Annotated in this window: 13 protein-coding genes and 1 riboswitch; of the genes, 7 read left to right on the top strand and 6 right to left on the bottom strand. The window is 40.4% G+C overall.

Annotation, left to right across the window (positions count from 1 at the left end):
- Window positions 1-302 precede the first annotated feature (302 nt).
- The gene (gene purH / locus JEP40_RS17635) at window positions 303-1,892 is read left to right on the top strand and encodes a bifunctional phosphoribosylaminoimidazolecarboxamide formyltransferase/IMP cyclohydrolase (RefSeq protein WP_198624614.1); all 1,590 of its coding nucleotides are present in this window, start codon (window positions 303-305) and stop codon (window positions 1,890-1,892) included.
- A gap of 12 nt (window positions 1,893-1,904) precedes the next feature.
- Complete coding sequence (gene purD, locus JEP40_RS17630; protein WP_198624613.1) at window positions 1,905-3,194, top strand: phosphoribosylamine--glycine ligase; 1,290 nt, start codon at window positions 1,905-1,907, stop codon at window positions 3,192-3,194.
- 27 nt (window positions 3,195-3,221) lie between these two features.
- Here the strand turns inward: purD and JEP40_RS17625 are convergent, their stop codons facing one another.
- The 6 genes from JEP40_RS17625 to nudC all read right to left on the bottom strand — a co-directional run bounded on the left by JEP40_RS17625 (window position 3,222) and on the right by nudC (window position 7,665).
- On the bottom strand, window positions 3,222-3,884 hold the full coding sequence (locus JEP40_RS17625; RefSeq protein WP_232799350.1) for a DUF1481 domain-containing protein: 663 nt from the start codon (window positions 3,882-3,884) through the stop codon (window positions 3,222-3,224).
- A 44-nt stretch (window positions 3,885-3,928) separates the two neighbouring features.
- Window positions 3,929-4,201 (bottom strand): HU family DNA-binding protein, encoded by a 273-nt coding sequence (locus JEP40_RS17620; protein ID WP_004246922.1) that lies wholly within the window; start codon window positions 4,199-4,201, stop codon window positions 3,929-3,931.
- Between the two features lie 190 nt (window positions 4,202-4,391).
- The gene (locus tag JEP40_RS17615) at window positions 4,392-4,982 is read right to left on the bottom strand and encodes a YjaG family protein (RefSeq protein WP_198624611.1); all 591 of its coding nucleotides are present in this window, start codon (window positions 4,980-4,982) and stop codon (window positions 4,392-4,394) included.
- A gap of 74 nt (window positions 4,983-5,056) precedes the next feature.
- Complete coding sequence (gene nfi / locus JEP40_RS17610; RefSeq protein WP_198624610.1) at window positions 5,057-5,725, bottom strand: deoxyribonuclease V; 669 nt, start codon at window positions 5,723-5,725, stop codon at window positions 5,057-5,059.
- On the bottom strand, window positions 5,718-6,791 hold the full coding sequence (gene hemE / locus JEP40_RS17605; protein WP_198624609.1) for a uroporphyrinogen decarboxylase: 1,074 nt from the start codon (window positions 6,789-6,791) through the stop codon (window positions 5,718-5,720). The genes nfi and hemE overlap by 8 nt, the downstream gene beginning before the upstream one ends.
- A gap of 88 nt (window positions 6,792-6,879) precedes the next feature.
- Window positions 6,880-7,665 carry an NAD(+) diphosphatase gene (nudC, locus tag JEP40_RS17600; RefSeq protein ID WP_198624608.1) on the bottom strand — a complete coding sequence of 262 codons (786 nt, stop codon included), beginning with the start codon at window positions 7,663-7,665 and terminating at the stop codon, window positions 6,880-6,882.
- Window positions 7,666-7,811: 146 nt separating this feature from the next.
- Between nudC and JEP40_RS17595 the strand changes: the two genes are divergently transcribed.
- The 5 genes from JEP40_RS17595 to thiS all read left to right on the top strand — a co-directional run bounded on the left by JEP40_RS17595 (window position 7,812) and on the right by thiS (window position 12,313).
- Window positions 7,812-8,492: an HAD family hydrolase gene (locus JEP40_RS17595; RefSeq protein WP_198624607.1), complete on the top strand. Its 681-nt coding sequence runs from the start codon at window positions 7,812-7,814 to the stop codon at window positions 8,490-8,492.
- 44 nt (window positions 8,493-8,536) lie between these two features.
- Window positions 8,537-8,659, top strand: a riboswitch (TPP riboswitch).
- Window positions 8,660-8,789: 130 nt separating this feature from the next.
- Window positions 8,790-10,742 carry a phosphomethylpyrimidine synthase ThiC gene (thiC, locus tag JEP40_RS17590; protein WP_198624606.1) on the top strand — a complete coding sequence of 651 codons (1,953 nt, stop codon included), beginning with the start codon at window positions 8,790-8,792 and terminating at the stop codon, window positions 10,740-10,742.
- Window positions 10,726-11,373, top strand: coding sequence for a thiamine phosphate synthase (gene thiE / locus JEP40_RS17585; RefSeq protein WP_198624605.1), 648 nt, complete (start codon window positions 10,726-10,728; stop codon window positions 11,371-11,373). Before thiC ends, thiE begins: the two co-directional genes overlap by 17 nt.
- A complete protein-coding gene (locus JEP40_RS17580; protein ID WP_198624604.1) occupies window positions 11,367-12,116 on the top strand; it encodes a HesA/MoeB/ThiF family protein in 750 nt (249 codons plus the stop codon). Before thiE ends, JEP40_RS17580 begins: the two co-directional genes overlap by 7 nt.
- Complete coding sequence (gene thiS / locus JEP40_RS17575) at window positions 12,113-12,313, top strand: sulfur carrier protein ThiS (protein ID WP_006534717.1); 201 nt, start codon at window positions 12,113-12,115, stop codon at window positions 12,311-12,313. Before JEP40_RS17580 ends, thiS begins: the two co-directional genes overlap by 4 nt.

Raw genomic sequence — 12,313 nt, 5'->3', positions numbered from 1 at the left:
ACGCATTATAGGGAGTTTTCTGAGGCTGGCAATAGTTTTTTTAAGAAAAAAAATCGTTTGCTTAATTCCACAGCAAAACCCCTAGTTATACGCACTTATCAACAAATTTATCCACAACCGTCCTTTTTACATAAAATTAGCATGTCAAACGCAATCGTTTGCGTTATTATGGGCGCCTATTAAGTAAGATTGATTTTGTGTCCATCTTCTGAAATGTTAGTTAAGCAAACACAATTTCACTGTATTAATGTGATTTAACTTCATCATTACTACCGTTATACCAAACCCAAGGGATAAAACTCATGCAACATCTTCGTCCTATCCGCCGTGCGCTTTTAAGTGTGTCTGATAAAGCAGGTATTTTAGAATTTGCTACAGCACTTGTTGAAAGAAAAGTAGAACTATTATCTACAGGTGGAACTGCGCGTCTATTAGCAGAAGCTGGCTTACCTGTTATCGAAGTTTCCGATTATACCGGTTTCCCTGAAATGATGGATGGCAGAGTAAAAACGCTGCACCCTAAAGTACATGGTGGCATTTTAGGTCGCCGTGGCCAAGACGACGCAATAATGGAAGAACATGAGATCCGTCCTATTGATATGGTCGTAGTGAATCTTTATCCTTTTGCTAAAACAGTAGCTCGCCCTGATTGCTCATTAGCAGATGCCGTTGAAAATATTGATATCGGTGGACCAACAATGGTTCGCTCAGCGGCAAAAAATCATAAGGATGTAACAATAGTAGTAAATAGTAATGACTATGAAAGAGTGATTGAAGAAATGGATAATCACGAAAACAGTCTTACATTAGATACTCGTTTTGATTTAGCGATTAAAGCTTTTGAACACACTGCTGCTTACGACGGAATGATCGCAAACTACTTCGGTCAGAAAGTTGCTCCTTATTATGGCGATACTTCACAACCATCAGGCACTTTCCCCCGTACCTTAAATCTGAGTTATATAAAGAAACAAGATATGCGTTATGGTGAGAATGCTCATCAACAAGCAGCTTTCTATATAGAAGAGAATATTGAGGAGGCTTCTATTGCAACAGCCACTCAATTACAAGGCAAAGCGCTTTCTTATAATAATATCGCAGATACTGATGCTGCATTAGAATGTGTGAAATCATTCTCCGAGCCAGCATGTGTTATTGTGAAACATGCAAATCCTTGTGGCGTAGCTATTGCGAACACCCTCACACAAGCATATGACAACGCATTTAAAACAGATCCTACTTCTGCTTTTGGCGGTATTATCGCATTCAACCGCCCATTAGATGTAAAAACAGCAAATGCAATCATCGAACGACAATTTGTCGAAGTTATCATTGCTCCTTCTATTAATGAAGATGCTTTACCTATTTTAGCAACCAAACCTAATGTTCGAGTATTAGCCTGTGGTCAATGGCAAGAAGCAAAATCTGCTTTTGACTTCAAACGAGTCAACGGCGGACTTTTAGTACAAGATCGTGATTTGGGCATGGTTAAAGAAGAAAACTTAAGAGTAGTTACTCAACGTCAACCAAGTGAACGCGAACTTAAAGATGCACTCTTCTGCTGGAAAGTAGCTAAATTCGTCAAATCAAATGCCATTGTATACGCTAAAAACGATATGACAGTCGGTATTGGTGCAGGACAAATGAGCCGGGTGTATTCTGCAAAAATTGCAGGTATTAAAGCTGCTGATGAAGGTTTAGAAGTTGCTGGTTGCGCGATGGCATCAGATGCATTTTTCCCATTTAGAGATGGTATTGATGCAGCCGCACTTGCTGGTGTGACTTGTGTTATTCAACCTGGTGGTTCAATTCGTGATGATGAAGTGATTGCAGCGGCCAATGAACACAACATTGCAATGATTTTCACCAATATGCGTCACTTCCGTCATTAATAAGGTATTGATATGAAGATTTTGATTATTGGTAATGGCGGTCGTGAGCATGCTTTAGCATGGAAAGCAGTTCAGTCACCACTCGCTACCCAAGTCTTTGTTGCACCAGGTAATGCAGGAACTGCATTAGAGAAAGGTGTGCAAAATGTTGCAATTAGCGCAACGGACATTCCTGCATTACTAACATTCGCACTAGAAAATAAAATTGATTTAACCATTGTTGGCCCGGAAGCACCGCTTGTTATTGGTGTTGTTGATGCCTTTAAAGATGCAGGGCTGACTATTTTTGGCCCAACAAAGGGAGCCGCTCAACTAGAAGGTTCTAAAGCTTTTACTAAAGATTTTTTAGCTCGCCACAAAATTCCAACAGCGGATTATCAAAATTTCACTGAAATAGCACCTGCGCTAGCGTATTTAAATAAAGTAGGAGCGCCAATTGTTATTAAAGCGGATGGCCTAGCTGCAGGCAAAGGCGTTATTGTTGCAATGACACAATCTGAGGCTGAAAACGCCATAAAAGATATGCTAGCAGACAATGCCTTTGGGGATGCGGGACATCGTATTGTTATTGAAGAGTTTCTTGATGGTGAGGAAGCCAGTTTTATTGTCATGGTTGATGGTGAACATGTTATTCCGATGGCGACAAGCCAAGACCATAAACGTGTTGGTGATGGTGATACTGGACCTAACACTGGAGGGATGGGAGCTTACTCGCCTGCGCCTGTTGTCACTAATGAGATCCACCAGCAAGTAATGGAAAAAATCATTTATCCAACAGTAAAAGGCATGGCCTCTGAAGGCCATCGTTATCAGGGTTTTCTTTATGCTGGACTGATGATTGATAAGCTAGGCGTTGCGAAAGTTATCGAATTTAACTGTCGTTTTGGCGATCCAGAAACCCAACCTATTATGATGCGCATGCAATCTGACTTAGTCGAGCTTTGTTTAGCTGGAGCAAAAGGCAATTTAACAGGTAAAGATTCTGTTTGGGATCCTCGCCCTGCTTTAGGCATTGTCATTGCAGCTGGGGGCTATCCTGCTGATTATCGCCAAGGGGATATTATTGAAGGCTTAGCGACAACATCGTCCACAACCGCAAAAGTATTTCAAGCAGGAACAGCTCTGAATAATAAAGGTAAAGTTATCACAGCTGGCGGAAGAGTTTTATGTGCGACAGCGTTAGGTGATGATATCGAGCAAGCGCAAAAAAATGCTTATGCTTTAGCGAAAGACATTCATTGGAATGATAGTTTTTATCGCCATGATATCGGCTATCGAGCGATTGCTCGTTTAAAAAAGTAAGTTACTAAATACAGCGAAAGGGAGCTTTTATAGGCTCTCTTTTGTTGGTTCCCATTTACAGAAATCATGGTCGGCTACCATAAGCAACTGATTACCTTCTGGAGAATCAAGCCAAGCAACATAAGAAGGCTTACTTGAATTACGTGTTCTCGTTTTTAACCAGCGTTGCTCTGGATCTTCAAATGAAACACTCACTTTCTCGCCAGCACATGTTGTCATTGTATTTTGATACCAGACACCCTGTACTAAATTTACTTTCCCAATAGTAAGCGCTTCACTGATTTCACGCTCTTTACTTGCAGCAAACACCATTTTTAAACGCTCATCTTCTGTTAATGCTCGTTTTTGCTTCTGGCTTTCCTGTTGCATGAAAATGACTTCACCACGTTTATTTAAACGAAGATGCCAAGATGAGGGAGTATTTTGATTGACTACTTCAGAGCGGACTTGCCAAAGCTTATTTTGGCGATACTCATAGAATGTGATGATAGTTTCTGGCTTTTTATAAAAGCTATAAACGCTCATGATCACTTGAGGCTCTGACGTTTTATTATTTAAACGCCATAGCCGCACAACACCTTCATCTGCAATATAACCTGTAGCAGAAAATTCCGGAAGTTGTACCGTCGAGGAGCAGGCGCTGAGCAAAAAAATAGATCCTATTGCTAACAGCCCCTGTCGTTTCAACAAAAGGGGAGTAAATCCCCCTCTATTGTTCATTCCGTTCAAAGGAATTATTTTACTGCGTCTTTCAGTGCTTTACCGGCAGTAAATGCAGGAACATTAGCTGCCGCAATTTTAATTTCTTTACCAGTTTGAGGGTTACGACCAGTACGCTCAGCACGGTGATTTACCTTGAATGTACCGAAACCAACTAACTGTACAGAATCGCCTTCTTTCAGAGCTCCTGTTACTGAGTCGATAAACGCTTCAATAGCAGCTTTTGCCTGAGTTTTTGTCAGATCCGCTTTTTCAGCAACTGATTCGGTTAATTCAGCTTTGTTCATAAAATAGTCCTTAAAGTATGTTTTATCGTTTGAAAAACATCTGGTGAAAAAACTTAACTTATCTTTTTAAGAAGATGAATTAAGTAAAACACCTGAGCCACTTCTTTTCGTACCCAATGTAGAACATACACGGGGGTGATGTGAAGTCTTTAAACGTCGCTTTTCAAGCACCAAATCACGTTTTTCTGATTTAGTGCGTTAATTCTATACCGATATTGCTCATTCCTGCTTCACGAAGGTCTGCACGTAGACCTTTAATCAGCTCGATATCTCTTTCTTCACACTCTACAAGTAGACGGTAAATTTCCCATTGGATATCGAACTCTTCAATAACAACAGGCAGTGATCTTAGCTCTTCTTCGCTCATTTCTCTTTCTGCTTGTGTCATTTCAAGTGAAGCAACCGTCCCTACTGATAATTTGCTTACTTCAATAGCATGGCTTAGCGATTCACCGCTTAAACGAGAGTGAACAACTTCACTCAAGGCGACACAGGCATCAATCGCTGGATAGACACCGTAAATATCAAATTGAGATGCGTCAGGAATAGCTTCTTCTAATTTCTCTAATTGAGAATCAAAATTCACTTTTGCATCTTTCACCGTTAAAGTTTCCCAAACCAGATCGAGAATACGGCGATAAAGCGTTGGATCGGTAAATCCTGTTTCGTGACAAAATACCTGGTAATTTGGGTACATTCGCTCACACAGGCACGCCATAAACGTCAGGTGTTGCCAAGCTTCTAGCTTTTCTAAACGTAAATGGATTGGGTTCTTCAACATTCGTGATTACTCATTTTCTTAACTTAGGCGCAGTTTACCTGAAAATTAAAAATATCCACATATTTCCCGGTCATTTAGAGCTTATTCTTATTCAACTGCTCAAATAATCGCCTATTTGAAGCAATACCATCAGCCCAACGAGTTGGTTCTGGCAATCGATATCCTTTCATACACAACTCAACCCACTGCAAAGCACCTTCCATACTCACTTTATGACCCGGAGAAATATACAAGGGTTTACATTTTTTCTTACTGCGATAAATCCACCCTATTTGCTCATTCTTATCCATTAATGGCTCATGGCTTCCCATCTCTGCATTGACAGTTTGATCGGTACCACATAAACGACTTTTTGCTACGCCAATAGTAGGCGTGTCCACTAATAAACCAAAATGACTTGCAACACCCAGCCTTCTAGGATGAGCGATACCTTGTCCATCGACAAAAATAAGAGAAGGTTTCTGTTTGATTAATTGCCAAGCAGTCAGTAACGCTGGGCACTCTCTAAATGAAAGCAAACCTGGGATATAAGGAAGAGTTGTAGGTATTCGCGCGATTTGGTATTCAAGAATTTCAAAAGAAGGGTAATGCATTATCACGATGGCAGCGCGAGTAATTGCGCCACCATCTTCAAAACCAACATCAGCACCAGCAATATAAGTGGGCATTGTAAATTGGTCTGTCAAAATAATTTGTTGAGCTTTTTCTGTCTGCTCCTGACGTAATTGTGAGGTATTAATCATTATCCTGATGGTAAGGCTTCGATAAACGGTGAACCGCATCAATAAATGCACCAGCATGCTCTGGTGGAACATCTTGATGAATACCGTGCCCAAGATTAAAGACATGACCATTGCCTTTACCAAACCCAGCAAGAATAGTTTCAACTTCTTGCTCTATTCTAACCGGCGGTGCATACAGCATAGAAGGATCCATATTACCTTGTAAGGCTACTTTATCCCCTACTCGACGACGCGCATCTTCGATATCAATCGTCCAATCGAGCCCTAATGCATCACAACCAGTTGCTGCCATTGCTTCTAACCAACGACCGCCACCTTTGGTAAATAAGGTTACAGGAACTTTTCTTCCATCGTATTCGCGAATAAGACCATCAACAATCTTATGCATGTAGTGTAATGAAAAAAGTTGGTAATCACGCCCTGTTAGTACACCCCCCCATGTATCAAAGATCATGATAGATTGTGCACCCGCTTTAATTTGAGCATTCAGATAAAGAATAACGCTATCTGCTAGTTTATCCAGTAATAGATGTAGTGCTTGTGGCTCTGCATACATCATTTTTTTAATTTTTGTGAAGGCCTTACTACTTCCACCTTCCACCATATAGGTTGCCAGCGTCCAAGGGCTTCCCGAAAAACCAATTAATGGCACACTACCTTGCAATGCATGACGAATTGCACGTACTGCATTCATCACATAGCCAAGTTCGTCTTCAGGATCAGGAATTGGCAGTTTTTGAATATCGGCAAGGCTGTTTATTGGAGACTTAAAACGAGGCCCTTCACCGGTTTCAAAGTAAAGACCTAGTCCCATTGCATCAGGAATAGTTAAAATATCAGAAAATAAAATAGCGGCATCTAAAGGGAAGCGTCTTAAAGGCTGTAATGTTACTTCGCATGCCAGCTCTGTATTTTTGCACAATGAGATGAAATCCCCCGCCTGTGCCCGTGTTTCCTTATATTCAGGAAGATATCTGCCTGCCTGACGCATCATCCAAACTGGGGTGACATCAACAGGTTGGCGCAACAGCGCACGTAAATAGCGGTCGTTTTTCAACTCACTCATGACTAACTCCATTAACAGTAATAGGGCCGCAAAATAGCATACATTGTAACATGCTGGAAAAATAACTGTTGGCAGACAACGTCTTTATTTAGTTCTTTTCTTTATCTTGTCTAATATTCGCTATCGTATCTTCTATCAAGCGTCGCGCAATAGTATCTGGAGGTGGAATTTGTGGTAGCTGATCGTAACGATACCAGGCCGCACTGGTTAATTCAGAAGGATCGTGGCGCAACTCTCCTCCATCGTAGTCAGCCAAAAACCCCATCATTAAAGAATGAGGGAACGGCCAAGGTTGAGATGATACGTAGCGAATATTACGAATACGAATGTTACTCTCTTCAAACACTTCGCGAGCAACGGCCTCTTCTAAGGTTTCACCAACTTCAACAAAACCAGCGAGCACAGTATAAAGTGGAGAATGTTTATGCCTAACATGATGTGCGAGTAAAATTTTATCTTCATGACGAATGCCGACAATAATACAAGGGGCAATTTGTGGATAATAACGTTCATGACAGTTATCGCATAAACAAGCCCATTCGCTCTCACTATGGCGCATTTTAGAACCACAATAGCCACAAAAACGATGAGAACGATAAAATTCCGCTAACTGAACACCACGACCCACTAGTTTAAATAAATTCTCATCTTTTGAGGCAATAAGTCTTGGCGAACACATATCGTTATCCATTTTTCCATGAATAAGCCAAACCGTTTCGCCTTGCCACTCACCAACAATTTTGGCGTGCTGACCAACTAAATCCCAATCCTTTGCAAAACCAAAAGGGAGTTCACCTTTGGGTAACCACACTCTCCCACCAAGGCTGACTGTCCACCAGCCTTTCTCTGATCCCGTTAACGTATATAAATGCATAATGATAATTTTATCCAAAATAATGATATAGAATTAAGGATACTCTCTTTAGTAAGACCCTCTCAATGTATTATGATTATTCTCTATAATTTATTAACATTCAAAAAGGAATCTCATAAATTTTATTTATAATAAGGAATATTAGAATGACAAATAAAAACAAACATAAAATTGCGATTTTTGATTTAGATGAAACGCTTTTAGCCGGTGATTCCAGTCGTTTATGGACACGTTATTTATGGGATAAAAAAATAGTCACTGATCCTCATTTTCTAAAACTAGATGAACAGATGATCGCTGACTATTACGCTGAAAAACTAGATATTAATCAATATCTTTATCAACATTTATCGTACTTTAAACATCATAATATAGACAAAATAAATCATTGGGTTAATGACTTTACAGAAATAAAAGTTCAGCCATTGCTTTACCCTGAAGGAATATCAATAATTACACAATATCAACAGCAAAATATTCCTGTTATGATTATTTCAGCAACAATGTCTTTTCTCGTTCATGCTATTGCAAAACTGCTCAATGCGGATATTTCAATGGGCATTGATATGCAAATTAAAGATAATTATTACACTGGATATATTGAGGGTACGCCTACATTTCGAGAAGGAAAGGTGGAGCGTCTAAATCAATGGAAAGAAGCCAATAACATTAATAATACTTATATTTATTTCTATACTGACTCTGCTAACGATCTTCCTTTATGTTATCAAGCTGATAACATCACAGTTATCAATCCAGATAAACAATTAGCTCAAATTTCACAAATAAAAAACTGGAAACAGCAACATTGGGATTTAAATAAATAACCCATGTCGGACTTGTAGTTTTCAAAATCTTTCATATACTGGACTTCTTCTTGTCGGAGTGCCTAGTGTTTATAAGGCTATTATAAGCACAGGCTGAGACCGTTAATTCGGGATCCGCGGAACCTGATCGGGTTAATACCCGCGAAGGGAACAAGAGTGATTCGACCTTTTGATAGTTTCATCCCGTATATTTTTTATACGCCTATCTGTCGATACTCCCTGCGACCTCCAGACAAGCATTTTTCTCAATATTCACCCGACAGGCTGTAGCCTGCATGATATTTATTAGGAAATGCTATGTCCCAAAATCAAACTTTATCTGTTAAAGATATTACACCAACCGCCAATCAACAGCGCCCAAGAAAAGCACAGCGAGATGCTGCTCAGGAGTTTATCAGTACTATTCAAGGAGTCAGTTTTCCCAATTCAAAACGTATTTACCTTGAAGGCTCTCGTACCGATATTCAAGTACCAATGCGTGAGATCCAGCTTGATAAAACATTGGTAGGGGGATCAAAAGACAACCCTATTTTTGAAGATAATGAACCCGTTCCGGTATATGACACTTCTGGCCCTTATGGCGATCCTGTTTCTCAACTCGACGTTAATATTGGCTTAAAAAAAATTCGCCAATCATGGATTGAGGAGCGTAATGATACTGAAGGACTTTCACTCTTAAGCTCTGATTTTACACAACAACGTCTTTCTGATGCTGGATTAGAGCATCTACGATTTCCGTTGAAACCCAGCCCTAAAAAAGCCCTAAAGGGTAAAAGCGTGACGCAATTACATTATGCTCGAAAAGGTATTATCACACCTGAAATGGAGTTTATTGCTATTCGTGAAAATATGGGGCGTGAACGTATTCGAAGCGAAGTATTACGCCAACAACACGCAGGCTTTAGCTTTGGAGCTCATCTCCCTGATAACATTACTCCTGAATTTGTACGCCAAGAAGTTGCAGCTGGTCGAGCCATTATTCCCGCTAATATTAATCACCCAGAATCAGAGCCGATGATTATTGGTCGCAATTTCTTAGTAAAAGTGAATGCTAATATCGGAAATTCTTCTGTAACGTCTTCGATTGAAGAAGAAGTTGAAAAGCTAATTTGGTCTACACGTTGGGGAGCCGATACCGTAATGGATCTCTCAACAGGTCGTTATATTCATGAAACGCGAGAGTGGATCATTCGCAATAGCCCTGTTCCTATTGGCACAGTTCCAATTTATCAAGCACTTGAGAAAGTTAACGGTATTGCTGAAGATCTTACTTGGGAAATGTTCCGCGATACTTTACTTGAGCAAGCAGAGCAAGGAGTTGATTACTTTACTATTCACGCAGGAGTACTGTTACGTTACGTTCCCATGACTGCAAAACGTCTAACGGGTATTGTCTCTCGTGGTGGCTCTATAATGGCTAAATGGTGCTTATCACATCACAAAGAAAATTTCCTCTACGAACATTTCCGTGAAATCTGTGAAATTTGTACCGCTTATGATGTTTCCCTTTCACTGGGCGATGGGCTAAGACCAGGCTCGATCCAAGATGCAAACGATGAAGCACAATTTGCTGAATTACACACTTTAGGTGAACTAACAAAAATTGCATGGGAATATGACGTTCAAGTCATGATAGAAGGCCCCGGTCATGTTCCAATGCAGATGATACGTCGTAATATGACAGAAGAATTAGAGCATTGTCATGAAGCCCCCTTTTATACATTAGGCCCTCTCACCACAGACATTGCTCCGGGTTACGATCACTTCACATCAGGTATTGGTGCGGCAATGATTGGCTGGTTTGGTTGTGCAATGCTCTGTTATGTTACCCCTAAAGAGCATCTCGGATTACCTAATAAAGATGATGTAAAACAAGGTCTTATTACATACAAAATAGCTGCTCATGCAGCCGATTTAGCCAAAGGACATCCCGGTGCTCAAATCCGTGATAACGCTATGTCGAAAGCCCGCTTTGAATTTAGATGGGAAGATCAATTCAATTTAGCGCTTGATCCTGAAACGGCACGCCAATATCACGATGAAACCCTACCTCAAGCATCAGGAAAAGTGGCTCACTTCTGCTCAATGTGTGGCCCTAAATTCTGTTCAATGAAGATAACGCAAGAAGTACGTGATTATGCGGCAGGTATGGAGCAAATGTCTCAAGCTTTTAAAGAGAATGGAAGTGAATTATACCACAGTGCAGAAATCGCCAGTGTTGAGGTGACTGAAAATGAACAGATCCTCTAACCCACCTTTTGCATCAACAGAAAAAAAGCTTGGGCTTTACCCTGTTGTTGATTCTGTTGAATGGATCGAACGTCTGTTAAAAACAGGCGTTACCACCCTGCAATTACGCATAAAAGATAAACAGCCAGAAGACGTTGAACAAGAGATCATCGAAGCAATAAAACTGGGTAAACAGTATCACGCAAGGCTATTCATTAATGATTATTGGCAACTTGCCATTAAACATCACGCCTACGGTATTCATCTTGGTCAAGAAGATCTCGATATTGCAGATCTTGATGCCATAAAAAAATCAGGATCACGCCTTGGTATTTCTACTCATGATGAAACAGAATTACAAAGAGCGAAAACATTACGTCCATCCTACATCGCATTAGGGCATATCTTTCCAACCACAACTAAAGATATGCCATCTAAACCTCAAGGTTTGGAGGCACTCAAATATCAAGTAGAGCAGACACCTGATTTTCCAACTGTTGCTATTGGTGGGATCTCACTAGAGAGAGTACCTGATGTGATTGCAACCGGTGTCGGTAGTGTTGCCTTAGTCAGTGCAATAACAAAAGCGCCAGATTGGCAACAAGTGACTCGTAAATTATTAGAGTTAGTGGAGGGAAAACCATCATGCTAAATGATAATGATTTTATGCGTTATAGCCGACAAGTGATGTTAGAAGATATTGGTATCGAGGGCCAAAACAAACTTCAACAAGCAAAGGTACTGATTGTCGGGCTTGGTGGGTTAGGCTCTCCAGCATCAATGTATCTCGCGGGGGCGGGTATTGGCGAGCTTATTTTAGTGGATGATGATGAGTTGCATGTTTCTAATCTACAACGTCAAATTCTTTATCGAACTCAAGATATTCCTGATGCAAAATCAGAGGTCGCAAAGCAGTCTCTGCTTGCATTAAATCCAGAGATAAAAATTACCTCTTATAAACAACGTATTGATGGTGACTCATTATCTACATTAGTTAAAGAGGTCAATTTAGTCTTAGATTGCACAGATAACATGCTCACCCGCCAAGCGATTAATCGTGCTTGTGTTGCACAGCAAACTCCGCTTATCAGTGGCAGTGCAGTAGGATTTAGTGGCCAACTTATGGTGTTTGAACCTCCTTTTATTCATGGTTGTTATCACTGTCTTTATCCTGATGAAACTGAACCTCAACGAAATTGTAAAACAGCCGGAATTCTAGGTCCTGTCGTGGGTGTTATTGGCACACTTCAGGCACTTGAAGCAATTAAATTGCTCTCTGGCTTATCCTGCTCTCTAAGTGGAAAGCTACGCCTTTTCGATGGTAGAAAACAGAATTGGAGTACTTTGCGTTTAACACCATCAACAACATGTCCTGTTTGTCGAGAGTTAGCATGAACATTACCGTAAATGACGAACAATATTCTCTGGATATGCCTGTCACTATCTGTCAGCTCCTTATTCAGTTGGAGCAACCACCTATTGGTGTGGCACTTGCTATCAATGAAACCATTGTTCCTCGTGAGAATTGGGAAACACATTTTATTAATGATGGCGATACTATTCTTCTCTTCCAAGCAATTGCAGGGGGCTGA

This window comes from Proteus vulgaris (assembly GCF_016239305.1).
Lineage (GTDB): Bacteria > Pseudomonadota > Gammaproteobacteria > Enterobacterales > Enterobacteriaceae > Proteus > Proteus vulgaris_C.
Note: the sequence above shows the minus strand (reverse complement) of the source record. Positions and strands in the feature narration are given on the sequence as shown.